The 25,778-nt window shown below is 71.1% G+C and carries 32 protein-coding genes; 17 read left to right on the top strand and 15 right to left on the bottom strand.

Annotated features, from left to right (window positions below; genetic code table 11):
• Nucleotide 1: 1 nt before the first annotated feature.
• Together AB0M47_RS06020 and AB0M47_RS06015 are read right to left on the bottom strand one after the other, a co-directional pair.
• Nucleotides 2-1,204 (bottom strand): DUF1444 family protein, encoded by a 1,203-nt coding sequence (locus tag AB0M47_RS06020; protein ID WP_363409123.1) that lies wholly within the window; start codon nt 1,202-1,204, stop codon nt 2-4.
• 56 nt (nt 1,205-1,260) lie between these two features.
• On the bottom strand, nt 1,261-2,670 hold the full coding sequence (locus AB0M47_RS06015; RefSeq protein WP_363409120.1) for a sigma factor: 1,410 nt from the start codon (nt 2,668-2,670) through the stop codon (nt 1,261-1,263).
• A 95-nt stretch (nt 2,671-2,765) separates the two neighbouring features.
• Here AB0M47_RS06015 and AB0M47_RS06010 point away from each other — a divergent pair, with 95 nt between their 5' ends.
• Entirely contained in the window at nt 2,766-3,332 is a 567-nt protein-coding gene (locus AB0M47_RS06010) for a histidine phosphatase family protein (protein WP_363409117.1), read from the top strand.
• Nucleotides 3,333-3,384: 52 nt separating this feature from the next.
• Here the strand turns inward: AB0M47_RS06010 and AB0M47_RS06005 are convergent, their stop codons facing one another.
• Entirely contained in the window at nt 3,385-4,248 is an 864-nt protein-coding gene (locus tag AB0M47_RS06005) for an oxidoreductase (protein WP_363409114.1), read from the bottom strand.
• A gap of 125 nt (nt 4,249-4,373) precedes the next feature.
• Here AB0M47_RS06005 and AB0M47_RS06000 point away from each other — a divergent pair, with 125 nt between their 5' ends.
• On the top strand, nt 4,374-4,997 hold the full coding sequence (locus AB0M47_RS06000; RefSeq protein ID WP_363409111.1) for a hypothetical protein: 624 nt from the start codon (nt 4,374-4,376) through the stop codon (nt 4,995-4,997).
• 20 nt (nt 4,998-5,017) lie between these two features.
• Here the strand turns inward: AB0M47_RS06000 and AB0M47_RS05995 are convergent, their stop codons facing one another.
• Both AB0M47_RS05995 and AB0M47_RS05990 read right to left on the bottom strand, forming a co-directional pair.
• Entirely contained in the window at nt 5,018-5,938 is a 921-nt protein-coding gene (locus tag AB0M47_RS05995; protein WP_363409108.1) for a phosphotransferase, read from the bottom strand.
• 31 nt (nt 5,939-5,969) lie between these two features.
• Nucleotides 5,970-6,410, bottom strand: a complete 441-nt coding sequence (locus AB0M47_RS05990; protein WP_363409105.1) for a hypothetical protein — start codon at nt 6,408-6,410, stop codon at nt 5,970-5,972.
• Between the two features lie 221 nt (nt 6,411-6,631).
• On the opposite strand from AB0M47_RS05990, the gene AB0M47_RS05985 reads away from it, so the two are divergent.
• Nucleotides 6,632-7,117: a methylated-DNA--[protein]-cysteine S-methyltransferase gene (locus AB0M47_RS05985; RefSeq protein ID WP_363409102.1), complete on the top strand. Its 486-nt coding sequence runs from the start codon at nt 6,632-6,634 to the stop codon at nt 7,115-7,117.
• 14 nt (nt 7,118-7,131) lie between these two features.
• Nucleotides 7,132-7,863 carry a nucleotidyltransferase domain-containing protein gene (locus tag AB0M47_RS05980; protein WP_363409099.1) on the top strand — a complete coding sequence of 244 codons (732 nt, stop codon included), beginning with the start codon at nt 7,132-7,134 and terminating at the stop codon, nt 7,861-7,863.
• On the opposite strand, the gene AB0M47_RS05975 is transcribed toward AB0M47_RS05980, so the two are convergent.
• Complete coding sequence (locus AB0M47_RS05975; protein ID WP_363409096.1) at nt 7,860-8,807, bottom strand: Ku protein; 948 nt, start codon at nt 8,805-8,807, stop codon at nt 7,860-7,862. The genes AB0M47_RS05980 and AB0M47_RS05975 overlap by 4 nt on opposite strands.
• A gap of 42 nt (nt 8,808-8,849) precedes the next feature.
• Here AB0M47_RS05975 and AB0M47_RS05970 point away from each other — a divergent pair, with 42 nt between their 5' ends.
• The 5 genes from AB0M47_RS05970 to AB0M47_RS05950 all read left to right on the top strand — a co-directional run bounded on the left by AB0M47_RS05970 (nt 8,850) and on the right by AB0M47_RS05950 (nt 12,268).
• The gene (locus tag AB0M47_RS05970; RefSeq protein ID WP_363409093.1) at nt 8,850-9,221 is read left to right on the top strand and encodes a YchJ family metal-binding protein; all 372 of its coding nucleotides are present in this window, start codon (nt 8,850-8,852) and stop codon (nt 9,219-9,221) included.
• Between the two features lie 18 nt (nt 9,222-9,239).
• Entirely contained in the window at nt 9,240-9,626 is a 387-nt protein-coding gene (locus tag AB0M47_RS05965; RefSeq protein WP_363409090.1) for a hypothetical protein, read from the top strand.
• A 36-nt stretch (nt 9,627-9,662) separates the two neighbouring features.
• The gene (locus AB0M47_RS05960) at nt 9,663-10,481 is read left to right on the top strand and encodes an SAM-dependent methyltransferase (protein WP_363409087.1); all 819 of its coding nucleotides are present in this window, start codon (nt 9,663-9,665) and stop codon (nt 10,479-10,481) included.
• 130 nt (nt 10,482-10,611) lie between these two features.
• The gene (locus tag AB0M47_RS05955) at nt 10,612-11,955 is read left to right on the top strand and encodes an amidohydrolase family protein (protein WP_363409084.1); all 1,344 of its coding nucleotides are present in this window, start codon (nt 10,612-10,614) and stop codon (nt 11,953-11,955) included.
• A gap of 106 nt (nt 11,956-12,061) precedes the next feature.
• A complete protein-coding gene (locus tag AB0M47_RS05950; protein WP_253752733.1) occupies nt 12,062-12,268 on the top strand; it encodes a hypothetical protein in 207 nt (68 codons plus the stop codon).
• An 87-nt stretch (nt 12,269-12,355) separates the two neighbouring features.
• Here the strand turns inward: AB0M47_RS05950 and pntB are convergent, their stop codons facing one another.
• Both pntB and AB0M47_RS05940 read right to left on the bottom strand, forming a co-directional pair.
• Nucleotides 12,356-13,813: a Re/Si-specific NAD(P)(+) transhydrogenase subunit beta gene (gene pntB / locus AB0M47_RS05945; protein WP_363409081.1), complete on the bottom strand. Its 1,458-nt coding sequence runs from the start codon at nt 13,811-13,813 to the stop codon at nt 12,356-12,358.
• A gap of 5 nt (nt 13,814-13,818) precedes the next feature.
• Complete coding sequence (locus AB0M47_RS05940; RefSeq protein ID WP_363409078.1) at nt 13,819-15,351, bottom strand: Re/Si-specific NAD(P)(+) transhydrogenase subunit alpha; 1,533 nt, start codon at nt 15,349-15,351, stop codon at nt 13,819-13,821.
• Between the two features lie 304 nt (nt 15,352-15,655).
• Here AB0M47_RS05940 and AB0M47_RS05935 point away from each other — a divergent pair, with 304 nt between their 5' ends.
• The 4 genes from AB0M47_RS05935 to AB0M47_RS05920 all read left to right on the top strand — a co-directional run bounded on the left by AB0M47_RS05935 (nt 15,656) and on the right by AB0M47_RS05920 (nt 19,706).
• Nucleotides 15,656-16,798 (top strand): cellulose binding domain-containing protein, encoded by a 1,143-nt coding sequence (locus AB0M47_RS05935; RefSeq protein WP_363409075.1) that lies wholly within the window; start codon nt 15,656-15,658, stop codon nt 16,796-16,798.
• A 125-nt stretch (nt 16,799-16,923) separates the two neighbouring features.
• A complete protein-coding gene (locus AB0M47_RS05930) occupies nt 16,924-17,676 on the top strand; it encodes a polyprenol monophosphomannose synthase (RefSeq protein WP_363409411.1) in 753 nt (250 codons plus the stop codon).
• Nucleotides 17,677-17,724: 48 nt separating this feature from the next.
• Nucleotides 17,725-18,267: an XRE family transcriptional regulator gene (locus AB0M47_RS05925; RefSeq protein WP_363409072.1), complete on the top strand. Its 543-nt coding sequence runs from the start codon at nt 17,725-17,727 to the stop codon at nt 18,265-18,267.
• Nucleotides 18,264-19,706, top strand: a complete 1,443-nt coding sequence (locus tag AB0M47_RS05920) for an aminotransferase class V-fold PLP-dependent enzyme (RefSeq protein ID WP_363409069.1) — start codon at nt 18,264-18,266, stop codon at nt 19,704-19,706. The genes AB0M47_RS05925 and AB0M47_RS05920 overlap by 4 nt, the downstream gene beginning before the upstream one ends.
• Here the strand turns inward: AB0M47_RS05920 and AB0M47_RS05915 are convergent.
• The gene (locus AB0M47_RS05915; protein ID WP_363409066.1) at nt 19,681-20,598 is read right to left on the bottom strand and encodes an NAD(P)/FAD-dependent oxidoreductase; all 918 of its coding nucleotides are present in this window, start codon (nt 20,596-20,598) and stop codon (nt 19,681-19,683) included. The two genes, AB0M47_RS05920 and AB0M47_RS05915, sit on opposite strands and share 26 nt — an antisense overlap.
• Before the next feature lie 91 nt (nt 20,599-20,689).
• Here AB0M47_RS05915 and AB0M47_RS05910 point away from each other — a divergent pair, with 91 nt between their 5' ends.
• Both AB0M47_RS05910 and AB0M47_RS05905 read left to right on the top strand, forming a co-directional pair.
• Nucleotides 20,690-21,262, top strand: coding sequence for a helix-turn-helix transcriptional regulator (locus AB0M47_RS05910; RefSeq protein WP_363409063.1), 573 nt, complete (start codon nt 20,690-20,692; stop codon nt 21,260-21,262).
• Nucleotides 21,263-21,266: 4 nt separating this feature from the next.
• Entirely contained in the window at nt 21,267-21,818 is a 552-nt protein-coding gene (locus AB0M47_RS05905) for a dihydrofolate reductase family protein (protein WP_363409060.1), read from the top strand.
• On the opposite strand, the gene AB0M47_RS05900 is transcribed toward AB0M47_RS05905, so the two are convergent.
• Together AB0M47_RS05900 and AB0M47_RS05895 are read right to left on the bottom strand one after the other, a co-directional pair.
• Complete coding sequence (locus AB0M47_RS05900; RefSeq protein ID WP_363409057.1) at nt 21,796-22,110, bottom strand: hypothetical protein; 315 nt, start codon at nt 22,108-22,110, stop codon at nt 21,796-21,798. The genes AB0M47_RS05905 and AB0M47_RS05900 overlap by 23 nt on opposite strands.
• 8 nt (nt 22,111-22,118) lie before the next feature.
• The gene (locus AB0M47_RS05895) at nt 22,119-22,679 is read right to left on the bottom strand and encodes a TetR/AcrR family transcriptional regulator (protein ID WP_363409054.1); all 561 of its coding nucleotides are present in this window, start codon (nt 22,677-22,679) and stop codon (nt 22,119-22,121) included.
• Between the two features lie 51 nt (nt 22,680-22,730).
• Here AB0M47_RS05895 and AB0M47_RS05890 point away from each other — a divergent pair, with 51 nt between their 5' ends.
• Nucleotides 22,731-23,465 carry a 4'-phosphopantetheinyl transferase superfamily protein gene (locus AB0M47_RS05890; RefSeq protein WP_363409051.1) on the top strand — a complete coding sequence of 245 codons (735 nt, stop codon included), beginning with the start codon at nt 22,731-22,733 and terminating at the stop codon, nt 23,463-23,465.
• Nucleotides 23,466-23,546: 81 nt separating this feature from the next.
• Here the strand turns inward: AB0M47_RS05890 and AB0M47_RS05885 are convergent, their stop codons facing one another.
• The 4 genes from AB0M47_RS05885 to AB0M47_RS05870 are packed head-to-tail and all read right to left on the bottom strand — an operon-like array spanning nt 23,547 to nt 25,100.
• Nucleotides 23,547-23,741, bottom strand: a complete 195-nt coding sequence (locus AB0M47_RS05885; RefSeq protein ID WP_363409048.1) for a hypothetical protein — start codon at nt 23,739-23,741, stop codon at nt 23,547-23,549.
• Nucleotides 23,738-24,193 (bottom strand): hypothetical protein, encoded by a 456-nt coding sequence (locus AB0M47_RS05880; RefSeq protein ID WP_253752754.1) that lies wholly within the window; start codon nt 24,191-24,193, stop codon nt 23,738-23,740. The genes AB0M47_RS05885 and AB0M47_RS05880 overlap by 4 nt, the downstream gene beginning before the upstream one ends.
• Nucleotides 24,190-24,429, bottom strand: coding sequence for a hypothetical protein (locus AB0M47_RS05875; protein WP_363409045.1), 240 nt, complete (start codon nt 24,427-24,429; stop codon nt 24,190-24,192). The genes AB0M47_RS05880 and AB0M47_RS05875 overlap by 4 nt, the downstream gene beginning before the upstream one ends.
• A 5-nt stretch (nt 24,430-24,434) precedes the next feature.
• On the bottom strand, nt 24,435-25,100 hold the full coding sequence (locus AB0M47_RS05870; RefSeq protein ID WP_363409042.1) for a sigma-70 family RNA polymerase sigma factor: 666 nt from the start codon (nt 25,098-25,100) through the stop codon (nt 24,435-24,437).
• A 191-nt stretch (nt 25,101-25,291) separates the two neighbouring features.
• On the opposite strand from AB0M47_RS05870, the gene AB0M47_RS05865 reads away from it, so the two are divergent.
• A partial coding sequence (locus AB0M47_RS05865; RefSeq protein WP_363409039.1) for a helix-turn-helix transcriptional regulator occupies nt 25,292-25,778 on the top strand: 487 nt, incomplete at its 3' end.

The raw sequence follows: 25,778 nt of genomic DNA, 5'->3' as shown, positions 1-25,778 counted from the left end.
CTCAGCCGATGGAATGGGCGCGCAGCTCGTCCATGACCTCGGCGGGCGGCCAGCCGTCGACGCGGAACCGCACCGGTGCGAGCAGCGGCTCGGGTTCGAGGCCGACGCGGTCGACGACCACGTCCCACGGCACCAGCGGTCCGGGTTCGTCGGCCCGCTGGAACAGCACGTAGTGCGCACGGGGCAGCAGTTGGGCGATGCCGTCCGACCAGGTCGCCACCGTGATCGCGGGCGACTCCGGGCGTACGTCGGCGAGCAGGCCGCTGACGAAGACCTCGATGCCGGCGTTCGCGTACTGCGAACCCAGCCAGGCCGTCTGGGCGGCGTACTCGGTGACGGCGAGGATCACCTCGGCCCGCCGGGCGGGCAGGTGATCCGGCTCGTCCGGCGCGGGCGCGTACGGCACGACCCGGCCGTAGTCGTCGGCGACGTAGCCCACCGGCGACAGGCTGCGGACGGCGTCGCCGTACTCCTGCTCGACGATCTCGTAGAGCTGGCCGATGGCCCCGCTGCCGACCGGGCACAGCACCATGTTCGTGTAGTTCGGCACGAACGCCACGACCTTGTCCCCGGCTCGGCGGGTGATCTCGGCGAGCCAGCCCGGCGACAGGAGCAGCGAGGTGAAGTAGCCGTCGCCGCTGTCCACCATCCGGATCAGCGCGCCCGCCTCGAACTCGCTGCGCAGCGTACGCTCGGCCAGCGCGGCCAGGTTCTCGTGGGCGGCGCGGAAGATCTCCTCGACCGAGACACCCCAGCGTTCGACGCTCGCGGGCGACACGTACGCCATCGAGTCGGGCATGTCGACGACGATCAGCTCCCGCAGATGCGGCAGCGCCGCGCGCGAGATCGGCGGCTGCATCCCCGGCGTACCGGCCTGGCCGAAGGTGGCCGCTCGCAACACCGGGCGCAACCGCGGCCGCACCGCTTCCCAGGTGTCGGGCACCTCGGGCGCTCCTGTGACACTGCGGACGACCATGAGCAGCGCCCGACGGCGTTCGGCCCGGGTCGCGCCCTGCGTCTCGGCGTACACGTTGGTGAGGTAGATCCAGGTCGGGGTGCGCCGGGCGGGACGCTCGACGACCACGGCGAACTGCGCCCGGTCGTACCGCACGCGGGTGACGCCAGGCACTCGCCGCGCGATCCGCACCGCCTTGGCGGCGAACCTGTCCCGCGGCGCTCCGACGAGCCGGTCCAGCAGTCCCATGGGCTCACACCGTAACTCATCTCGCTCACGGCGCGACCCGGGAGAACCCCCGAGCTTCAGACGCACGGGTGCGGGGTCGTCACGGCCGCCGTGCTGGCGGTGCGGCCGTCGGCGCTGGTCACCGTGACCCACCAGGTGATCGGGGCGCGTGGCTTCGCCGACCACACCTCGGTGTACGCGGTGGCCTGGTCGACCGACATCGCCGCGATCCGGGTGTCCCCCGACCGCCAGGTCAACGTCGCCGACCGGAGATCGGCGTCGGCCGCCACGGTGACGGACAACACGAACCGGCCCTTGTCTCCGCAGGTGGCGCTCTCGGCGGCGCCGACCGTCAGGGGCGGCCGCACGATCGTCGGCGACGGGGACGAGGTCGGCTCCCGCTGCGGCTGCCCGCCGGCCGAAGCACCGGGTGACGGGCTGCCCGGCAGATACGGCGCGATCGTCGGCGAGCCCGTCACGGAGCCCGTCGGCGACATCGTGGCCGACGGTGACGCGGAACCGGCCGGGCTCGGTGTCGCCGTCCCGTTCGGCGAGGAGGACGCCGTCGGCAACGGAGTCTGCTGCGCGGTCGCGCCGGCCGGCGGACCCCCGGTGAGCCGCAGCGCGCCACCGGCCAGCCCGATCGCGACAGCCAACGCCGTCGTCGCGACCAGCACGCGCCGGGTCCGGTTGACCGGCGGCTGAGGAAAACCGGTGCTCCGGCTCCACCGCGGCTCCCAGTCCGGCGTCGCACGGAGCGCCAGCCAGGTCGACGCGTTCACGAACGGCAGGCTCGCGTACTTGGCGAGCAGATTCGCGCCCGACGGCAGCTCCCGGCGGAGCGCCCGGCAGGCGCCACAGTCCGCCACGTGTTCGGCCACCCGGCGGATCCGGTGCCGGCTGAGCGGGCCCGACCAGCCCGACAGGCTGTGCAGCAGGCGGCACCGGCCGTCGGACACCGCGATCAGCGCGTCCACGGCGTCTTCCAGGTGCGCCCGCGCCTCTTTCGCCCGGTCGTACGCCCGGGTCGGCGAGATGGACAAGACCGCGCCGATCTCGGCCGCCGCGAGTCCGTGCCGCACCGACAACTCCACGACCTCGTGCTCCCGGCCGGTCAGCGTCGCCATCGCCGTCCGGACGAGTTCCACCGCGTACGCCGATCGCGTGGCCGCGGCCGGGTCGATCCCGTCCGCTTCCAGCGGCCGCAGCTCGCCCCCGGCCTGATGAGGCAGCGTACGCACGCGCCGCCGGCACTCCAGCCGGACGATGGCGTAGAGCCAGGCCCGCAGCCGATGCGGGTCGCGCAGCTCGTCGGCATGCCAGCCGACCTGGTCGAACGTGTCCTGGACGACGGCGTCCACGGCCTCGGTGTCGCCGAGCAGGCGCCAGGCGTACGCCTGCAGGCGGCCGGCGTACTTCCGGTACGCGGAACTCAGCGCCTCCCGGTCACCCCGCGACAATGCTGTGACCAGCGCAGATTCGTCCACAGCGAGCACGGTAGGCCGGGGCCGCCGATGATCGGTACCGCCGTGCGGCCACGCAGGGAGTCGGGTTCCAGCATCGTCCGGATACCCTTCCCCGAATGGGGGACCCGCCGACGCCGATCCTCAGCCCCGCCCGGACCCGGCTGATCCTGGTACGCCACGCGATGCCGGCGTACGGGCCGGAGCAGCCGGCCGAGGAGTGGCCGTTGGACCCGGCCGGGCAGACGGCTGCGATCGACCTCCGGCGACGGCTCCCACCTGGGGCTCTGCTCGTCGCGAGTACGGAACCGAAGGCCCGCCAGACGCTGGAGCCGAGCGGCGACGTCAGGGTGGACGACCGCTTCGGCGAGGTACGCCGGGACGAGCCCTACGACGGAGACTTCCGGGCGCGGCGGCTCGCGTACGTTAAGGGCGTCGCGCATCCGGGCTGGGAATCGCCCGCCGACGTCGTCACCCGATTCGGTGACGCCGTGGCGGACTGGCGAGCCCGGGCGGGTTCTCGGCCGCTAGTCGTGGCGAGCCACGGCATGGCGCTGACGCTCTGGCTCACCGCCGCGATCGGGCTCGCCGACCCCGGCGGTTTCTGGTCGGCGCTCCAGTTGCCGGACGCGTTCTCGGTGGACCTCACGACACGGCGGGCGGACCGACTCCCGCCGGCGCCGTAGCCGGGTATGACGCGGCGGGCGGACCGTCTTCCGCCGGAGCAGTAGCCGGGCGTCAGGCGAGTTCGGCGAGGTCGGCGTCGGTGAGGCGGACCCCGGCCACGGCGACGTTCTGCTCCAGATGCGTCAGGTCGGAGGTACCCGGGATCGCCAGCACGTTCTTGCCCTGGTGGAGGGTCCACGCCAGGCGTACCTGATGAGGTGAGAGACCGTGGCGCGCCGCGACCGCCGCCACCGCCGCGCTGTGCTCGGAGGTCGCGCCGCTTTCTCGCGCGGAGCCGGCGATGGCGAAGAACGGCACGTACGCGACACCGCGCGAGCCGCAGACCCGCAACAGTTCGTCGTCACCGTGATTGTCGATCGCGTAGTTGTTCTGGACGCAGACCACCGGCGCGATCGCCTGGGCCTCGTCGAGGTGATCCACGCGGACGTTGGAGATGCCCAGCTCGCCGATCAGGCCTTCGGCCCGCAGCTCGGCCAGGGCGCCGAAGGACTCCGCGATCGAGTCGCGGCCCGGACGCCGGATGATGCGCAGGTTGACCACGTCCAGCCGGTCGCGGCCGAGGCGGCGCAGGTTGTCCTCGACCTGCTCCCGCAGCGCCGCTGGGCTGTTCGCCTCGTGCCAGTCGCCGGCGTCGTCGCGGAAGAAGCCGACCTTCGTCGTGATGACCAGCTCGTCCGGGTACGGCGAGAGCGCGGCCCGGATCAGTTCCGTCGCGTAGTGAGCGTCGAAGTAGTACGCGGCCGTGTCGATGTGGTTGACGCCCAGCTCGATCGCCCGCCGCAGGAGGCCGATCGCCGTCTGCGGATCCGGGTCGGCGGTCAGCCGCATCGAGCCGAAGCCGAGCCGGTTCACGACCCGGTCCCCGAGGGTCCAGGTGCCCGCGTCCGCCGCGTTCAGCGCTGACCTATCCACCATGCCGTGCCTCCCCGTGGCTTCCCTGACATGATCGCCAGTCAATCACGCCGGACCTGTCCGATGTTGCCCCGGCGTCATCGCGGACGCTTACGGCCAGGCAACATCACCTCCGGTCGAATGGCCGCATGGCAACCTTTCCCATCGTGGCGGCGTACGCGCCGAGCGGGCCGCACGGCTGGCCGGTTACCCCCACGCAGACCGTCGGCGGGCACGTCACCCAGGCCGGCGGAGCCGGACTGGCCGAGCTGGCGTACTCGCAGATCCCGGACGACGACTTCCGCGCGACGCTGGACCGGGCCTTCCCCGACTTCTCGTTCTTCTACCTCGGCGGGCTGCTCGGCCACTACCGGTTCAAGGTCCGGTCGCACAGCGTCGCCGCGGACGGGCGGGCCGACCTCTACGTGGCGCTCGACGCCGACAAGGAGACCCTCGACCCGGCCACCCTGCGCTGGGTGCAGATCGCCGACGGGACCGTGGACAACGCCGGGCGGTCGCATCCGTTCTACGCCAGCGGCGGACTCGCTTCCGACGGGCTGGTCAGCTTCTACGCGAGCTGGTCCGGCGTACGCACAGCGAAGGCGTACCTGGCGCATGACACCGGGCATCGCGACCGGATCGGCCGGGACATCGTGACCGTGCTGGGCGGCTTCACCTACGGTTCAACCGCCGCAGGCGCGAGACCGGCCGGCTCAACCGTGGCGGGCGTACGAGACACCGGCTCGGCGATTGTCGGGGCCGGCTCGGCCTAGTCCACGGGTCCCGAAAACCGTCACGACCAGTGGCGACGGCCGCTCAGCCAGCGCAGCGCCACCTCTCCTTGAGCGCGCTGGAAGTCGCGCAGCGTCGGCAGCAGCGGCACCGGCGGCTCGGCCGCACGGGCCAGGAAGTACCCCGCGAGCCCGGCGAGGACCGCGTCGACCGCCGCCGGATCGGGTTCGCGGCTCAGCGGATGCGCCGACCACAGCGCCTCGGGGTCGCCGCCGCCGTGCATGGCGACGCTGGGCAGGCTCACGATCAGGTCGAGCCAGCGTGCGCCCAGGCACGCGGCGGGCCAGTCGACCACCACGAACCCGGTGGTCGTGAGCAGGAAGTTGTCGGCACGCAGGTCGCCGTGCAGCAACGCGTCGCCTTCGGTCGCCGCGGCCCAGCCGAACTCCAGCTCGGCCAGTTCGGCCTGCCGGGGATGGGTCAGGTCCGCCCAGTTCTCGGCGAAGTCGGCGTCCTCGGCGAGCGCGGGGGCGTGGAACGGCGCCGGGGTGAGCGAGTCCGCGAGCACGGTCGCCGCGTCGAGGAATCGGCGCAGCTCGTCCGGCTGCCACGGCTGCGCGGGCGTCCAGCCGTCGACCGCCTCGGTGACCATGATCGCCCAGTCGCCGGCCTCGTCGATGTGGTCGCCGCCCCAGATCAGCGCGGGCGAGGGCACCTGCGGCGGCAGTCCGGCGAGGATGTCGGCCTCGCGGCGGATCGCGGCGGCGGCGTACTCGCTGCGCTCCTCGGTCACCGCCTTGGCGAACACCGTGTGCCCGTCCGCCAGCGTCAGCACCGACGCCATCGCCGGGGAGAATCCGCCCGGCTGGCTGACCGCCCCGATCACCCGCGCGCCCGCCGCCTGCTCGATCACGGCATGCACGCTCTGCGGCAGGTCCTCCCAGCGGGCGCGATTGCCGCCCACGGCCAGCGGTGACGTCATGCGACGATCATGCCCGACTGCTGCGGAAGGGTCAGCTCGTTTTCGCCGTGAGGCCGCCCGCCTGGGCCGCTCGCGCCACGCTCTTCCGCTGCCCGCGCAACGTCAGCAGGTACGCCAGAAGCACGAGCGCGGTGCTCCACGCGGCGGTCAGCAGATGCTCCGCCTCCCCGTACGCCACCGCGGTGATGACGCCCGCGCCGAACCCGGCCGCCGCGATGATCGGGACGAACGCCTTCGCGGCCGCGTACGCCGAGCGGGCCCGGGTGGGGGACGCCCCGGCGGTCAGCCCGATCGCCGCCCAGGCGAGGACGGCGAAGCCGACCGCGCCGATCCCGCACACGAGCAGGGGCGCGATGAGGCCGCCGGGTTTGACGTCGGCGTACGCCGAGGAATCGGTCGCGCCGGTGATGGCGGTGCCGCCGAGGAGCACGACGAAGATCACGGCGACGATGCCGCGCAGGATGTCGCGCATCAGCGCACCCACGCAGGCGAGCCGGCCGGGAAGTCGGCTGGGAAGTCGTGACGGAGGCCGCCGTAGATATCGAAGAACTGCGCCATGCGTGCGACCGTAGGCGACCTCGGCCACCGCCGGTACCCCCTGTGGACAACTCAGCCCGAAGGCCGATGATCAGCGCGCGACACCACGACCGAATCCCGCCAGCCATCCGGCCGAGGCAGCCATAACGTTGAAGCATGACGAAGACGCAGAGCACGATGGACAGCCCGCTCGGACCGCTGACCGTCACCACCGAGGACGGCGCGCTGACCCGGATCGGCTTCGGCGACCACGGCGGGGCCGCGACCGCGGGCGCCCACGCCACCGAACCACCGGACGAAGTACTCCGGCAGCTCACGGCGTACTTCGCGGGCGACCGGACGACGTTCGACCTGCCGCTCGCCCCGGCCGGAACGGAGTTCCAGCAACGGGTGTGGGCCGCGCTCGACGAGATCGCGTACGGGGAGACGATCAGCTATGGGGAGCTGACCGAGCGGGTCGGCGTACCCCGGGACCGCGTCCGCGCGGTCGCCGCCGCCGTCGGGGCGAATCCGCTGCTGGTCGTACGCCCCTGCCACCGCGTCATCGGCGCGGACGGCTCGCTCACCGGGTACGCCGGCGGCCTGGACCGCAAACGGGAGTTGCTGACGCTGGAGGGGGCGCTGCAGCCGGCCCTGCTGTGAGAGATCATGCGGGCATGGACGATCGGCTCACCCCGGCCCCGCTCGTGCCGAGCTTCGGCGACCGCGTACGCGACCTCGCCGGAGTCGTCGGCCTCTACGTCGGCGGTTCGCTGGCGTTCGGGGACTACCGCCCCGGCGTCAGCGACCTCGACGTGATCGCCGTCGTCGACCGGGACCTCGACCGGACTCGCCGCCGTCAGGTGACCGAGCTGCACGAGGCGATCGACGACGAGCGGCTCCACTGCGCGTACCTGGTCCGGGACAAGGCCGCCGACCTGGACCGGAAGCACCACTACTGGGCGTACGGGGAACTGTATCGGCGGGCGGTCAGCGGGATCGCCCGGGCCGAACTGCTTCGCGGCGGGATCACCGTCTACGGTCCCCCGCCGGCCGAGGTGATCCCGCCGGTCGACGACGCCGCGCTCCGGGCGGCCGCCCGCGCCGAACTCACCGGCTACTGGAGCCGGGCGGTCGCCAAACCGAGACTGTGGCGGGAAGACCTCTACGTCGACCTCGGGCTGATCACCCTCGCCCGGGTCGACGCGACGGTCACGGAGACCCGGTTGATCACCAAGAGCGAGGCGATCGAGCGGCTCACTGCTTTCGGCGTACCAGATGATCTGCGCGAGGAGATCGCGCGGCGGCGCGCAGGCGAACCGGTGACCCTGACCGAGGACGAGCGTGCCGCCCGCGCGGAACTCGCGCGTGGCCTCATGACCGCCGGCATAGCGAGATTGACCGGCTAGGCGGCCTTGCGCTGCTGGCCGATCGCGTTCTCCAGCTCCTGCCGGTTCATCGACGAGCGACCGGAGATGTCCAGGTCACGGGCGATGTCGAGCAGCTCGGCCTTGCTCATGTCCGCCAGCGGCACCTCCGTCGACGCGTCGGGCTCGGCCGAGCCGGAGCGGTCCTTGCGCGCCTTCTCGACGCTGCGCCGCAACGCGTCCATGAGGTCGATGACGTTGGTCGCCTCCGGCGCCTTGGCCTCGGAGACCACCTCGGCCCCGGATCGCTTGGCCTCGACGAGGTCTTTCACCCGATCGGTGTACGTGTCGCGGAAGTCGCCGGCCTGCCACTCGCCGGTCATCGAGTCGATGAGCTGACCGGCCATCCGCAGCTCCTGCGACGTGCTGCGGACCTTGCCGGGCAGCCGTTCGATCACCTCGGCCGGGGCGCGGACCTCGTCGGCGAAGTACATCGTCTCCAGGACCAGCAGATCCTTGTCGACCCGGATCGCGGCCAGGTACTCCTTGCTGCGCATGACGAGGGTGGCGATCGCCGCCCGATTCGTCTCGGCCATCGCATCCCTGAGCAGGGCGTACGTCTTGATCGTCTCGTCGCTGCCCGGCCCGAGGTAGTAGGTCTTCTGGAAGAAGATCGGGTCGATCTCGTCGAGGTCGACGAACTGGTGGATGTCCAGGATCTTCGACCGGCCGGGCGCGATCTCGTCCAGCTCCTTCTTCTCGATCAGGACGTGCTCGCCCTCGCCGACGTCCGCGCCCTTGACGATGTCGCCGTAGGGCACCTCCTCGCCGGTCCGCTCGTTGACGCGCAGGTAGCGGATCCGGTCGTTGGTGCCCCGCTGGAACTGGTGGAACGAGACCTCGTGCTCCTTGGTCGCCGAGAACAACTCGACCGGGACGGAGACCAGGCCAAAGCTGATGACACCGGTCCAGATGGCACGCGCCACATCGATCACCCCCACGCCCATTGTGACCATGATCCTGCGACGATGGACAGCATGAAATCCTGCCCGTGCGGCCTCGGCCCGGCCTACGCCGACTGCTGCGGGCGCTGGCAGCACGCCGACGCGCCGACCGCCGAGCTGCTGATGCGGTCCCGGTTCACCGCCTTCGTCCGCGGCGACACCGCGTATCTGCTGCGTACCTGGCATGCGAGCAGCCGGCCGCGACGCTTGGACCTGACCGGCGGCCCGCGCTACACCCGCCTGGAGATCCTCGGGCAGACCGGCGGATCGCTGTTCGAGACCACCGCGACCGTGCACTTCAAGGCGCACTACGCCGGCGGGGTTCTGGAGGAGAACAGCGAGTTCCGGCGGGAAGGCGGACAATGGTTCTACCTTTCTGAGCTTCCTTTGAGGTAGAAGGCACAGGTTTCTGACATGACCGCCCCTGAAGAACCCACCCCGGCCGCCGCCGAACCGCCGGCTCAGCCCGCATCACCGGCTCAGCCCGCACCGCCGGCCGCACCCACTCGCTCGCCGCTGCTCGCCAGCCGTCCACTGCAATTCGCCGCGATCGGCGTCGCCGGGCTCGTCCTCGGCGGGGTGATCGGCGTCGGCGTCGGCTTCGCCGCCGGTCATCACCTCGGCGGCCGCGACGACCGGTTCGACCGGCACCACTCCAAGTTCGACGACCGCCACGACCGGCACGACCGCCAGCGCCAGCGGCGCGACCAGCCGCGTAACGAGCAGCGCCAGTGGCCGCCTGCCCAGCCGACCCAGCCGGCCTCGCCGACCCTTCCCGCGCCGTCGGCTTCCGCGTCCTGACCACCCCGGGCGGGCCGCGCCGATAGGCTCGGCTACGTGGCTGACCAGGTCGAGAATGCCTCGGCGGTACGCACAACGAGCGACTGGATGGCGGTGATCCGTCACCGGGAGTCCACCGAACCCGACGCTTACCTGGTCGACCCGTACGCCGAACGGCTGGGCGGCTCCGAGGCGCTCGTGGCGTACCTGGCGAAGCTGGGCGGCCCGAACGAGGTGGTGATCACCCGGGGGCGCTTCGGCGACGCCGTGATCGCCGAGGCGCTCGGCTCGGGCGTCGACCAGGTCGCGATCCTCGCCTCCGGCTCGGACACCCGGCCGTGGCGGCTGCCGATGCCGGGCGCCACGGTGTACGAGGCCGACCTGCCGGGCCAGGTCGAGACGAAGATCGCGACCCTGGCCCGGGCCGGCGTCAGCCCGGCCGGGCAGGTTGCGGTCGACGTCGATCTGCGTACGCCGTGGGCGGAGCGGCTCACCGCAGCCGGGCTCGACCCGCACCGCCCGGCGGTGTTCCTGGTGGAGGGCCTGTTCTACTACTTCCCGGCCGACGAGGCGGATCTGCTGCTCGACCGGCTCGGCTCGATCGCCGCCGAAGGTTCACGGCTGGCCCTCGACATCCCCGACTCGGCGTACGCCGACGAACCGGCCAACGCGGAGTTCCTCGCGTACATGCAGGACCGGGGTTCGCCGTTCGTCGGGGCCAGCGCCGATCCGGTGCGCTGGCTGGCCGGGCACGGCTGGGACGCGTCGGCGTACCTGGCCGCCGACCTCGGTTCGAGCGGGCTCGTCCCGGCACCGCCGGCTCGGCTGGTCCGGCCCGACCGTCCGATCTGGCACGTCGCCGCCCGCCGCCGGTGATCGTCCCGGGGTCCGTGATGACCTCCGGAGGGCTGGATACCTCACAGCCGCAAGATCAGGTATCGGCCACTCCGGAGATCCGCACCGCACCTGCGGCACGAACTCACCGATTCGCCGGACAAATCGGCAAGTGGCCGAGACACTCGACAGCATGCGGCTGATCTTCGACAACGTCCGTGTCTTCGACGGCGTGCAGGAGAACCTGTCGGCGCCGGCACGGGTGGTCGTCGAGGACGGCCTCATCGCCGAGGTCACCGGCCTCGACGCCGCCGACGCCGGCAGCGGTCCGGCCGGGGCGGCCGGTCCGGCCGGGAAGGCCGGGGCGGCGGGGGCGGCGGGGGCGGCGGGGGCGGCCGGGACGGTGATCGACGGCGGCGGCCGGGTGCTCATGCCCGGCCTGATCGACGCCCACTGGCACGCCATGATGGCGAGCCTGCCGATGGCACAGCTGGCCACGGCCGACCTCGGCTACATCTACCTGGCGGCGGGCCGGGAAGCCGAGCGTACGCTGCTGCGGGGGTTCACCACGGTCCGCGACGCGGGCGGGCCGAGCTTCGGCCTCAAGCAGGCCATCGACGACGGGCTGATCCACGGCCCCCGGATCTATCCCAGCGGCGCGTTCATCAGCCAGACCTCCGGGCACGGCGACTTCCGTACCCCGCACGACCTGCCCAAGCAGGGGCTGACCTTCATCGAGACGGCCGGTGTCACGGCGATCGCCGACGGCGTCGACGATGTGCTGCGAGCGACCCGGGAACAGCTGATGCGAGGCGCCAGCCAGATCAAGCTGATGGCGGGCGGCGGCGTCGCCTCCCCGCACGATCCGCTCGACGTCACGCAGTTCACGGAGGCAGAACTGCGGGCGGCGGTGGAGGCCGCCGAGAACTGGGGCACCTACGTCATGGTGCACGCGTACACGCCGCGCTCGGTGCAGCAGGCGATCCGGGCCGGGGTGCGGTGCATCGAACACGGGCACCTGCTGGACGACGAGACCGCCGCGCAGATGGCGACCCAAGAGGTCTGGTGGTGCCTGCAACCGTTCCTGGACGACGAGGACGCCATTCCGATGGCCGACCCGGTGAACCGCGCCAAGCAGCTCACCATGGTGCAGGGCACCGACACCGCCTACGAACTCGCGCGCAGGCACGGCGTACGCGTCGCCTGGGGCACCGACACGTTGTTCGACCCGAAGCTGGCCACCCGGCAGGGCGCGCAACTGGCCAAGATGGGGCGCTGGTTCACCCCGGCCGAAGTGCTGCGCATGGCGACCTCCGGCAACGCCGAGCTGCTGGCGCTGTCGGGCGAGCGCGATCCCTATCCCCGGCCGCTGGGCGTGATCGAGCCCGGGGCGTACGCCGATCTGCTGCTCGTCGACGGCGATCCGCTCGCCGATCTCGCCGTGCTCGCCGATCCGGCCAACCTCACCGTGATCATGAAGAACGGGGAGATCATCCGCGACGCGCGTACGCCCTGAGTGTCGTAGTCCCGGCAGCACTGTCGCGACTGGACACCGCGGGCGATAGCATCCCACGCGGCGGTTCGCCGCCGACCCCGTGAACCACAACGTAAGGAGAGATCCCTTGCTGGGACTCGAGAAGAAGCTCATGAAGCAGTGGGAGGGCAAGAGCGCGCAGGAGCTCGCCGACGCCCCCGTCACCGCGCTGGAGGGTCTGACCAAGGAGGACGCCGAGTACCTCGACAAGGCGTTCGGCATCAAGACGGTCCGCGACCTGGCCAAGCAGAAGCACTTCAAGTGGGCGCAGGCGATCGTCACCCTCGCCGACTGAGGTTGTAGATAGCTCATGCAGCAGGCCCCGCCGATCGGCGGGGCCTGCTGTGTCGTGCGGTGGATGCAGTGTCCGGTGGATGCGGTGTCAGCGCGCCCCGGCGGGCACCGCCTCGGCGGGTTCCCGCTGGCCGCCGACGGCCGGGGCGAGCGCGCGCAGGATGTCGTCGACCCGTTGCTTGGCATCGCCGAACAGCATCTGCGTGTTCTCCCGGAAGAACAGCGGGTTCTGCACGCCCGCGTACCCGGTGGCCATCGAGCGCTTGAAGACCACGACGTTGGCCGCCTCCCACACCCGCAGCACCGGCATCCCCGCGATCGGGCTGCCCGGGTCGGCCGCGGCCGGGTTGACCGTGTCGTTCGCGCCGATCACGAGGACCACCGTGGTGTCGGCGAGGTCGTCGTTGATCTCGTCCATCTCCAGCACGATGTCGTACGGGACATGGGCCTCGGCGAGCAGCACGTTCATGTGGCCGGGCAGGCGGCCGGCGACCGGGTGGATGCCGAAGCGCACCTCGACGCCGTGCGACCGCAGAATCCGGGTCAGCTCCGCGATCGGGTACTGGGCCTGCGCCACCGCCATGCCGTACCCAGGCGTGATGACCACGGAGGACGCGTTACGCAGCAGCTCGGCGACCTCCTCGGCGTTCGTCTCGCGGTACTCCCCCAGATCCTCGTCGCCGCCGGTGGCCGCCTCGACGCCGAAGCCGCCCGCGATCACCGAGATGAACGAGCGGTTCATCGCCTGGCACATGATGTAGGACAGGTACGCACCCGACGAGCCGACCAGCGCCCCGGTCACGATCAGGAGGTTGTTGTTGAGCAGGAAGCCCGAGGCGGCCGCGGCCCAGCCGGAGTAACTGTTCAGCATCGAGACCACCACCGGCATGTCCCCGCCGCCGATGGAGGCGACGAGGTGCCAGCCGAGCGCGAGCGCGAGGACGGTCACCGCGGTCAGCAGCCACACGTCCGGGCGTACCACGAAGACGACGGTGAGGACCGCGAACGCGACCAGCGCGCCCAGATTGAGCACGTTGCGGGCCGGGAGCATGAGCGGCGCGGACTTGATGCGGGCCGACAGCTTGAGGTACGCCACGATCGAGCCGGTGAAGGTGACCGCGCCGATGAACACCCCGATGAAGACCTCGCCGTGGTGGATGCGCAGCAGCGCGCCGGTCATCCCCTCGTGGCCCTCGCCGGACTCGACGCCGAGGTAGCCGTTCCAGCCGACGAGGACAGCGGCCAGGCCGACGAAGCTGTGCATCACGGCGATCAGCTCAGGCATGCCGGTCATCTCGACGACCCGGGCTCGCCAGATGCCGAGGCCGCCGCCGACGAGCAGGGCGACCGCCAGCAGCGCGACGCCCATGGCGCTGATGCTGCGGGAGGCGAGGCCGACGGTGGCGACGAGCGCGATGGTCATCCCGGCGATGCCGAACGCGACGCCGTTGCGTGACGTCTCGTGCTTGGACAGTCCGGCGAGGCTCAACACGAAGAGCAGCGCCGCGACGATGTACGCCGCCTGCGCGGCGGTGACAGCATTCATCTCGATCAGCCCTTCGAGAACATGCTCAGCATGCGCCGGGTGACGGCGAAGCCGCCGAGGATGTTGACGCTGGCCAGCAGGACGGCGACGAACGACAGCCCGGTGACGACGGCGTCACCCTGGCCGATCTGGAGCAGCGCGCCGACCACGATGATGCCGGAGATCGCGTTCGTGACCGACATCAGCGGGGTGTGCAGCGCGTGGTGGACCTTGCCGACGACGTAGTACCCGATGACGACGGCGAGCGAGAAGACGGTGAAGTTGCCGATCAGCTGGTTCGGCGCGAATGCCGTGACCAGGAACAGCGCGGCGGCCGCCACCCCGACGAGGGTGTAGACGCGACCGGTCGAGACAGGCTTCTTCTCGGGAGCCGCGACCACGGCCACCGGCGCGGCGACCGGGGCCGCCGAGACCTGGACCGGGGGCGGCGGCCACAGCTTCTCACCGTCGCGCACGACCGTCATGTTCCGCTGCACGACGTCGTCGAAGTCGAGGGTGAACTGGCCGTCCTTGCCGGGCGTCACGAGCTTGAGCAGGTTGACGAGGTTGGTCCCGTACAGCTGGGAGGCCTGCGCGGGCAGCCGGCCCGGCAGGTCGGTGTAGCCGATGATGGTCACGCCGTTCTCGGTCACGACGACCTCGCCAGCCTTCGTCCCGGCGACGTTGCCGCCCTGGGCCGCCGCCATGTCGACGACGACGCTGCCCGGCTTCATGCTCGCCACGTGCTCCTCGGTGAGCAGCTTCGGCGCGGGACGGCCGGGGATCAGCGCGGTGGTGATGACGATGTCGACCTCGGCGGCCTGCTCACCGTAGATCTCGGCAGCGCGGCGGTCGTAGTCGGCCGAGGTCGCCTTCGCGTACCCGTCCGAGCTGATCTCCTGCTCCACGGTGACCTCGAGGAACTCCCCGCCCAGCGACCGGACCTGCTCGGCGACCTCTGGTCGCGGGTCGGTCGCGCGCACGATCGCGCCAAGGCTCTTGGCGGCCCCGATCGCAGCGAGGCCGGCGACTCCGGCGCCGGCCACGAGGACTTTCGCGGGCGGAACCTTGCCGGCGGCGGTCACCTGCCCGGCGAAGAACCGCCCGAAGGCGTGCGCGGCCTCGACGACCGCGCGGTAGCCCGCGATGTTGGCCATCGAGCTGAGCACGTCCATGGACTGCGCCCGGGAGATCCGCGGCACGGCGTCCATCGCCAACGCGGTCACCGGACGGGCCGCGAGCGCCTCCACCAGCTCCGGCCGCAATGCCGGGCTGAGCAGGCCGATCAGCGTCGCACCGTCCCGCAGTTCGGCGATCTCCGTCTCGGACGGGGCGTTCACCTTCACCACGATGTCGGACTGCCAGCAGTCGTCGTGGCTGCCGATCTTCGCGCCCGCCTCGGCGTACGCGTCATCGGGAAAGCTGGCGCGCGCGCCCGCTCCGGCCTCGACCATGACCTCGTAGCCGAGGTTCACGAGCTGGCGCACAGTCGCCGGCGTCGCGGCGACCCGGGTTTCCCCGGCGTCCGCCTCCGCCACCACACCGAGCCGTTGACCCATGTCCGCTCCTGTCTGTCACGCGAAGGTGACCCTTCCGCGAAAGTTACAACAGGTTAGGTCAATCACGCTCGATCGTGAAGCGGGTCGGTGCAAGGTCCACGGCCTGAGAACGCGCAGCTCACGTTGCCATCAGGCGGGGGGCGTCAGGGTGAAATTGCCCACACGTGCCACGGACGGCTAACATCAACCTCCGGCGATGCCTCCTCAGTGGAGCGGGTTCGAGGCGTCGCCGGCGACACCTGTCAAGCAGGTGCAACCGCACTGGGCAGCGGGCTGCCCCTGCGTGCCCTGCGAAAGGACCCGCATGTCCCGACCCGCCCCGCGCGCGGCGATCGCCGCCGCGCTGGCCGCGCTCGTCGCGCTCCTCGCCGCGATGCTGCTGCATCCGGCCGTCTCCCAGGCCGCCACCCCGGTACGCGTCATGCCGCTCGGCGACTCCATCACCGGTTCACCGGGCTGCTGGCGCGCGCTGCTGTGGAATCGCCTGCAGTCCACCGGATACACCAACATCGACTTCGTCGGAACGCTGCCGCCGCAGGGCTGCGGAGTGGCGTACGACGGCGACAACGAAGGGCACGGCGGCTATCTCGCCACCAACATCGCCAACCAGAGCCTGCTCCCCGGCTGGCTCAGCGCGACCCAGCCGGACGTCGTCCTGATGCACCTCGGCACCAACGACGTCTGGAGCAACATCCCGCCCGCCACCATCCTGGCCGCGTTCAGCACGCTGGTCGACCAGATGCGGGCGAGCAACGCCTCGATGCGCATCCTGGTCGCGAAGATCATCCCGATGAACCCGTCGAGCTGCACCGAGTGCGCCCAGCGGGCGATCGACTTCAACGCCGCGATTCCGGCCTGGGCGGCCGGGAAGACGACGGCCCAGTCGCCGATCGTCGTGGTGGACCAGTGGACCGGCTTCAGCACCGCGACGGACACCTACGACGGCGTCCACCCGAACTCGGCCGGCGACCAGAAGATGTCCGACAAGTGGTACCCGCCGCTGATCGCCCAGCTGGGCGGTGCGACGTCGTCGCCGTCGGCGAGCGCGTCGGCGTCGGCCAGCACCTCGCCTTCCGCGAGCACGTCACCGTCGGCGAGCACGTCGCCGTCGGCCAGTGTTTCGCCGACCGCGTCCAGCGGGAAGAAGTGCACCGCGACCTACCGCGTGTCCAGTCAGTGGCCGGGCGGCTTCGGCGCCGAGGTCACCGTCGCGAACACCGGGACCGTCGCCCTCACCGGATGGACGGTCGTGCTGGTGTTCCCTAACGGCCAAATCGTGACGCAACTCTGGAATGGGACATTCACCCAGAGCGGTGGCACGGCGACGGTGAAGAACGTGAGCTACAACGGCTCCGTCGCTCCCGGTGGCACCGCCGGGTTCGGCTTCAACGCCAGCTGGAACAACAGCGTGAACTCTGCGCCAACGGTGAGCTGCACGCCGGCCTGACGCTCGGGATCGCCCGGCTGCCGACGGTACGGTGGCCGGGCGACACGTCCGCCGACCTGCACCTTTACTTGATCGGGCGGGGCGAATAGTACGCTCGGGTGTCCGAGAGCAGCCGCCCATCGGCGATGACCGACCAGACGAAGGTGGACATGACCAGCGCGCCCAAGATCACTGTCGTCGTGCCGACGTACAACGAGCGCGACAACCTGCCCAAGCTCGTCAGCCTGCTCGCCGGCCTGAACCTCCCCGAGCTGCACGTCCTGGTGGTCGACGACAACTCCCCCGACGGCACCGGCGAGGTCGCCGAGAAGCTCGCGGTCGAGGCCCCGATCCCGGTCGGCGTGCTGCACCGCACGGTCAAGGACGGGCTCGGCCGGGCGTACGTCGCCGGCATGACGCGCGCGCTCGACGAGGGCGCCGACATCGTGGTGCAGATGGACGCCGACCTGTCGCACCCGGTGACTGCCATCCCAGTGATGATCGACAAGCTGGCGACCACGGACGCGGCCGTCGTCCTCGGCTCCCGCTACGTCACGGGCGGCGCTACGGCCAGCGAATGGCCCTGGCACCGCAAGGCGCTGTCGGCCTGGGCCAACTTCTACGTCAACGCGATCCTGCAGTTGCACGTCAAGGACGCCACCGCTGGCTTCAAGGCCTGGCGCGCCGAGACCCTGCGGGCCATCGACGTCGCGTCGGTGCAGAGCAACGGGTACGCCTTCCAGGTCGAGATGAACTATCGCGTGGTCAGCCGGAAGATGCGGATCGCGGAGGTGCCGATCCGGTTCGAGGAGCGGGTCGAGGGCGCGTCGAAGATGAGCCTCGGCGTGCAGCTCGAATCGGCACTCGTGCCGTGGAAGCTGCGCTTCGGCAAGCGCTGAGCCCGCTCAGCCATTCCACTATAGCAGAATTCCGCTATAGTGGATTCCATGATCGCCGACTTGGGCGTACGCGTCCGCGAGGAACGCCGCCTTCGTAACCTCACGCTGGACGAGCTGGCCACCGCCAGCGGCGTCAGCCGGAGCATGCTGTCCGAGGTGGAACGCGGCAGCCGTACGCCGACCGTGCTGGTCCTCGACCGCATCGCCACCGGCCTGGGCACGAGCGTCGCCCGGCTGCTGCGGCCGGAGTCCCCCGAGCGCCGGATCCTGCTGCGACACGAGAGGCAGGACGTCGCCCAGGCCGACGGCTGGCAGCGCCGCATCCTCAGCCCGGTGGTGCCCGGCGTCGAGTTCGAGTTCATGCGTACGGTGATCGAGCCGGGCGTGGACGCCGGAGTCTTCACCCCGCACGGACCCGGCACCCGGGAGTACCTCGCGGTCGAGTCCGGGACGCTGCGCCTGTCGCTGGACGACGAGGTCACCGAGCTGCACGCCGGGGACAGCGTCTACTACGCCGGCGACTGCCACCACGGGTTCGCCAATCCCGGCGCCGAGCCCTGCGTCTACTACCTGGTCATGGACGTCCGATGAGCGAGCCGATCGCACAGAGCGAGCCGGGCGAGCCGATCGCAGCCGCCTGGGAGTGGGACGCCGACGAGGTACGCCGCATCGGCCACCGCGTCGCCGATCTCGTCGCCGACCACCTGACGACCTTGCCGGGCAAACCGGTGTGGCAGCCTTATGCGGCCACGGTTCCGCCGGCCGACGGCGGCCCGGTCGGGCTGGACGACGTGCTGGACGAGATCGCCGAACGCGTCCTGCCGTACCCGTTCGGCAACGGTCATCCCCGGTACGCCGCCTGGGTCAACTCACCGCCGCACGTGCTCGGCGCGTACGCCGAGGCGCTGGCCGCCACCCTGAACCCGAGCGTCGCCGGGGGCGACCACGCGGCGGTCCACGTCGAGCGTGAGGTGATCCGGGTCTTCCGCGAGCTGGCGGGGTTCCCCGACACCGGCATGGGTCTCCTGGTGAGTGGCGGTTCGATGGCGACGCTCACCGCGCTCGCGGTCGCCCGGCACCGCGCCGCCGAGCGCCACGGCCTCGACGTCCGGGCGCACGGCCTCGCCGGACGGACGTTCGTCCTCTACTTGGGAACCGAGGGCCACGGGTCCGCCCGCAAGGCCGCGGAGCTGCTCGGCATCGGCTCGGCGAACATCCGCCTGATTCCCGCCGACGCCGATCACCGGATGCGCTCGGACCTGCTGCGGCAGCAGGTCGAGGCCGACAAGGCGGCTGGCGTCGTCCCCGTCGCCGTGATGGCGAGCGCCGGAACGGTCAACACCGGCGCGATCGACCCGCTGGCCGAGATCGCCGAGATCTGCGCCGAGCACGACCTGTGGCTTCACGTCGACGGGTCCTACGGCGGCCCGGCGGTGCTGCTCCTCGACGACCACGCACCGGTCCGGGCAGCTCTGTCCGCAGTGGACAGCATCGCCCTCGATCCCCACAAATGGCTGTACGCCCCGGTCGACGTGGGCCTCGTCCTGCTGCGCGACGCCCGGCTCGCCCGGGACGCGTTCAGCCTCGTCCCGCCGTATCTGCGTACCGACGACGAGCCGTGGTTCAGCGAGTTCGGCTTCGACCAGACCCGCCCGTTCCGGGCGCTGAAGGTCTGGGCGCAGCTGCGGCATCTCGGCCTCGACGGCTACCGGCGGCTGATCGCGCGGGACATCGCGGTCGCCGGGCGGCTCGCGGCGGCCGTGGACGCCGACCCCGAGCTGGAACTGCTCGCCCACGGGCTGAGCGTGGTCTGCTTCCGCGGCGCCGGGTTGACCGACGAGCAGAACCGCGAGGTGCTGACCGACGTGCAGCGCTCCGGGCGGGCCTTCCTGGCCGGGACCACGGTGAACGGCGTCTTCGCCCTGCGGGCCTGCGTCGTGAACCCGCGCATGGGCAGTGCCGACGCCGAGGCGATCGTCGCCGAGGTTTGCCGCGCCGCCGGCCTCATCCGGCGGCGAGCGCCACACTGACCTCCTCCTCCACCAGATCCCCGTTGATCACCATGGCGGCCGCGGCCCCTGCGGCCGCCGCCATCACCACCGAGGCCATCGGCAGCACCACGTTCCCCGCGGCCCACACCCCAGCCACACTGGTACGCCCGAACGAGTCGACCTGGACCAGCCCGTTCTCGACCGCGCACCCCAGATCGCGAAGCAGCCCGTCGATCGGGACGAAGCGGGGCGCGACGAACAAGGCCGACCGCTCCACGATCCGGCCGCTGCGCAGTTCCACGCCCCGCAGCCGGCCGGCGTCGATCGCGAGACCGGCGGCCGGTCCTTCGACGACGGCGACCTTCCGTGCGTCGAGCTTCCGCCGATCCTCCGCCGTCGGGGCGTACGCGTGCGCGAAGAGAACGACGTCGTCGCTCCACTGCTTGACCAGCAACGCCTGGTGCACCGCGCGCTCATCCGTCGCCAGTACGCCGATCGCCTGATCGCGTACCTCCCAGCCGTGGCAGTAGGGGCAGTGGAGGACGTCGCGGCCCCACACCTCCGGCAGGCCGGGCAGTTCCGGGAGCTCGTCGGTCAGCCCGGTCGCGACCAGGACGCGGCGGGCCGACAGCGCTGCCCCGTTTGTGAGCCGCACGGTGAAGCCCGGCTCGCGGTGAGCCCTGTCGATCCCGGCTACCCGGCCGGGGATGACCTCCCCGCCGTATCCCGCGACCTCGGCTCGACCCGCCGTCAGCAGCTCGGCCGGGGGCATCCCGTCCCGCGAGAGAAATCCCTGCATGTGAGCGGCGGGAGCGTTGCGGGGCTCGCCCGCGTCCACCACCGCCACCCGGCGGCGGGCCCGGCCCAGCACCAGCGCGGCGTTCAGCCCGGCCGCCCCGCCTCCGATCACCACCACGTCGTACGCGTCCATCGCGCTCACCTCCGCCTCCGATGGTGCGGAGGCCCGTGCGATCTCGACAACCTTTGTTGCCGAAACCGGGATGTCGAGCTGCAATGGACGGGTGGACGAGATCTCGAAGACCCTGGCCCAGGTCGGCCCCCGTCTCCAAGAGGTACGCAAGAAGCGCGGGGTGACGCTGTCCGCCCTCGCCGAGGCGACCGGGATCTCCAAGAGCACCCTGTCACGCCTGGAGACGGGGCAGCGCAAGCCGAGCCTGGAACTGCTGCTGCCGATCGCCCAGGCGCACAACGTCCCGCTCGACGAACTGGTCGGTGCGCCGGCCGTCGGCGATCCCCGGATCCGGCCCACGCCCATCCGGCAGGGCGGCCGCACCATGATCCCGCTGACCCGGCAACCGGGCGGGCTCCAGGCGTACAAGCTGGTGCTGCCGCCGGGCGAGGAGCCGGACCTGAAGACGCACGAGGGCTACGAGTGGCTCTACGTGCTGTCCGGGCGCGCGCGGCTCTGCCTGGCCGAGCACGACCTCGTGCTGCCCGCGGGCGAGGCGGCCGAGTTCGACACCCGGCTGCCGCACTGGTTCGGCAGCGCCACCGACCGGCCGGTGGAACTGCTCAGCCTCTTCGGCCGCCAAGGCGAACGGTTGCACGTCCGCGCGCGCAGCGTGCGAAAGTGAGGGCATGCCGAAGACGCAGTACTACACGGCGACGACGATCGACGGCTTCATCGCCGATCCGGACGACTCGCTCGACTGGCTGTTCGCGGTGGCGGAGGGCGAGAACAGGTTCGCCGAGTTCTTCGCCGGGGTCGGCGCGTTCGCGATGGGCGCGACGACCTACGAGTGGGTCCTCGCACACGACGACCTCCTCGATCACCCCGAGAAGTGGAAGTCGTACTACGCCGACGTTCCCTGCTGGGTCTTCACTCATCGCGAGCTGCCGCCGATCCCCGGCGTGGATCTGCGGTTCGTCCAGGGCGACGTACGCCCGGTGCACGAGCAGATGAGCCAGGCCGCCGGGCAGAAGAACATCTGGCTCGTCGGCGGGGGTGAACTGGTCGGCGCCTTCGCCGACGCCGGTCTCCTGGACGAGCTGATCCTCGGCCAGGCCCCGGCGACCCTCGGCGCGGGCAAGCCGCTGCTCCCCCGTCGTCTCGGACCCGACCGGCTCGAACTCGTCTCGGCCGCCCAGAACGGTCAGTTCGTGCAGATCACCTACCGGGTGAAGAGCTGACGTCGACCGGCGGGCGACGGCCGAATGCCCCGATTCCGGCGTGGAACAGTCCCATCAGGAGTACGCCCGTCGCCGCGGCGGCGAAGGCCGCGACCGGATGGTCGGCCACGTGTGCGGCGTACGCCACGACGCCGGCGAGGACGAACATGATCCAGCCGCTGAGCAGGTTGACCACAGGGCCATAGCCGAACACCGATGGATAGGTGCTCTTCGTGATCCCCCGGACGAAGTGCGGTACGCCGTTCGCACCGAACACCCCGGCGAGGAGACTCAACAAGACCGTCGATACCACGGGAACTCCTAAGCGGACAGACCTCGGACGACGAGGTCGACGAGTTGACGCAGGCGACGCCGAGCCGTTTCGGCGTCCGGCTCCTGGGCGATACCGGGCAGTGCGTCGGTCAGCACCAGCGCCACGTCGCGCGGGCTGATCGTGCGGCCGAGCCCCGGCAGACCGGATTCGGCGAGGACGCGTTCCACGAGGTCGGCGTACCGGTCGTGGAAGCTCGCGATGACGTCCCCGGCGAGCTGCCCGGCCTCGGCGAACAATTCGGCCTTGAAGCCGGCCCCGATGGCGCCGCCGAACAGGTCGAGTTTCTGGGCCAGCGCCTCGGTGAGCCGGTCGGCGACGTCTCCGGAACGGGTCGCACCCGCTCTGGCCGCCGCGGCGAGCACCTCGTCGGCGATCTTCTGCCCGACCGCCCGGAAGACGGCTTCCTTGCCGGGGAAGTACTGGTACACGGCCGGTCGGGAGATGCGGGCGGCCTGCGCGATCAGGTCCATCGAACTGCGGCGGTAGCCGTAGCGTCCGAACACCTCCAGCGCGGCCGTGACGATCTGGTCGCGGCGATCTTCTGACACGCTGACAATCTAGGCGCATTTTGTCAGGACGTCAACGGTTAGGGTGAGCGCGTGGACGAGATCTGGGGCGAGCTTGCCGTGCCGGGCGCCGCGTCGGCTCCCCCGGCCGGGGTCTGTCACCTCTGGCCCATTCCGGTCGCTGGGCGTACCAGGTGGATCTCCGATTGGATCTCCGACGAGGAGTGGGCCCAGGCGGACCGGTTCGTGGCCGAGCACGCCCGCCGGACGTTCCTCACCTCCCGCAGCGCGCAGCGCGAGGTGGCCGCGCGATATCTGGGCGTGACGCCGGACGCGGTGCCGATCGACCGGACCTGTCGCCGGTGCGGCGGCCCGCACGGGCGCCCGACCGTCCCCGGGCCGATCGACCTGTCCGTGAGCCACACGCGGGAATGGGTCGTGCTCGCCGTCGTGGGCGCGGGCCGGGTCGGAGTGGACCTGGAGCACGAGGCCACCACCCGCGACCTCGACTCCCTGACCGGTACGCTCACCGCCGCCGAGCGGGCCGAGTTCGCCGAGGTGCCGCCGCCGGACCAAGTGGGATGGTTCTTACGCCGGTGGACCCGCAAAGAGGCGGCCGTCAAACTGACCGGACACGGCTTGGCCGTACGCTTCGACGCCCTCGACACTCGCGGGCCGCTCGCGATCGCCGACGGCGTGGCACCGGACTGGCCCACAGAGGACATTCACCTGACCGACGTACGCGCCGGCGGCGGCCTCGTCGTCGCGCTCGCGACGACCGTCCCCCTGCGCTCCGTTCTCCTCTGTGGCCTTTCCGCGCGATCATGAACTATCGGCCATGATCGATCGGCGTGTCGTGTCCCGAGCGCCCTGATCGACTCCGCGACGGCATGATCACTTGACGGCGGGCTAGCGATGGGTACCCGCCGGCGGACCGGGATCGGACGCGACGGCGACGAACGCCGCCACGCTGATCCCGGCCGCGAGGACGAGCGCCACCGCCGCGACGACCAGGATGGCGACGCGGCGGTGGTTGTACGGCGGCTCAGGGCTGCGGTGCCGGCCCGGAGCGGGTGGTGCGACGGTCGAGGTGGGTGGGGTCACCGGGGTCCCGCCCGGTGACGCCCGGCGCGGGCGTACCCCTCGATGACGTCGAGGTGACCGCGCCGGGACGGCACCGTGGTCGTGGCAGGACGCCACGGGATGGTCTGCAGGACCTGGGTCACCTCGAACCGCAGAGCCTCGGCCGTCAGGATGTCGTCGGTCATCCGGGGCAGGACGGCCGTCTCGGTCAGATCCTCCTTGGACGGCGTCCACCAGGCGTACACGACCGGCGCCTCGGGCACCTCCTCGAAGCCGTCGGGCAGCGGGTTCAGCGTCGGCAGGGCCCGCCGTTCGGGCCGCGCGTCGGCCCAGCGCCGGATGTGCTCGGCCTGCCGCCGGATCTCGCGGTGACGAATGTGGACGACGAACGACGTGGTCACCACCGTCACCAGCGCGGCCGCACCACCGGACAGGCACAACAGGCCGACCGTCACGTTGTCATGCAAGCTCACCGGGTTCTCCTTCGCGGGGCGGTGCGGAAATTGGGTACGCGAGCCGCCCGCGCGATCGCGACGACCCGGCTGGGCGAGAGGTCGCCGAGGGCGGCGACACCGTGCGTACGGAGTGCTTTGACCTCGCCGGCCGGCAGTTGCACCGCCTGCCGGTAGGGGCCTCGGTCCGGCGGCGGGATCACCGCCCACCCCGGCCGGGGCCCGCCGCCGATCAGCGGTCCGATGGCACGCAACATGACGCTCACCTCGCCAGGGCGGTGCGTTCGACGCCGACGCTCAGCCGACGGGCCATGGTCCGGCGGGCGCGCATGTTGAGCGCCTTCACCGCGTCCTCGGTGACGCCCATCCGGACAGCCGCCTCGGGACAGGTCAGCCCGGCGAAGTAGGTCAGGGTGATGGCCTGTCGCTGGGCGGATGACAACTCCTGGACCGCCTGGAGCACGATGGCGGACTCCAAGCGGGTGACGGCGATCTGCTCGATGTCGGCGGAGTCGTCGATCTGACCCATGTCCCGGGTCGCGTCGCTGAGCACCTCCATCCGGAATCGGCCCGACCGGAAGTGGTCGATCGCCCGGTTGCGGGCGATCGTCATCAGCCAGGCCAATGGGGGCGCGCCGCGGTAGTTCAGCCGGCCGATGCCGCGCAACGCCCGTTCCCAGACGTCGCCGGCCAGGTCCTGGGCCAGCTGTACGTGGCCGCAACGCTGCCACAGGTAGCGGAAGACCTCGGCGTTGTAGCGCGCGTACAGCTCGCCGAATGCGCTGAGGTCGCCCTGTTGGGCCCGCTCGATCAGCGACCACGGGTCGCCGTCGGAATCGGGCTGGGCCGCCCGGTCGCGTACGCGGCCGGAACCGGAGGGGTGATCGACGGTGCGGGGTGCGGGGTGACGAATGTTCCGCAAGGTCACCTCGTCACCACCGGGCTCAGAAGAGCGTTCTTGTGTTCACGCACGCATGCATAGTAAAGTCATGCATGCATGGATCATATCCACCGTTCGAGTGATACCAGTCCGGGATAACCCGAAATGTCCTGCACACGTGCAAGAAATACGTCACGCTGTCGTGACGAGCGTCTGACCTGGGGCGTAGGATCTTGCATGTGAGCAAGAAGCGCCGTGACCCGCAGACACCCTTCGGGTGGTACCTCCGGGCCCTCATGGAGGCCCATGGTTTCGCCTCCGACGGTGAATTGGCCGCGGCGACGGGCGTCTCCGCTTCGCTCATCTCTCGTTACCAGTCCGGCGACATCGAGCCGAGCGTGCAGAATCTGCGGCGGCTCGCCCCCTATCTCGGGGTCAGCCTGGGCGAGTTGATGGTCGAGGCCACGCTCGCCACCTCCGAGGAACTCGGGATGGTGCCGCGGGCGACGGCGACGACCAAACTGGACGCCAGCCTCGCGGAGGCGCAGCGCCTGCTGTCCGACCCCACGCGGCCGGACTCCGCCAAGGAATACCTGCGCGACACCCTGCGGGGGGCTATCGCGTTCTGGCGTCAGCAGACCGGTCTCAAGGCGCCGGCCGAGCCGTGCGCGGCCGACCGCGCCGCCGGCACTGGCTCAACCAGGGCGCGGACTACGTCAACGACGC

Source organism: Hamadaea sp. NPDC051192 (genome assembly GCF_040682475.1).
Taxonomy (GTDB): Bacteria; Actinomycetota; Actinomycetes; order Mycobacteriales; family Micromonosporaceae; genus Hamadaea; species Hamadaea flava.
The sequence above is the reverse complement of the archived record's forward strand: the minus strand, read 5'-3'. Positions and strand labels throughout refer to the sequence as shown.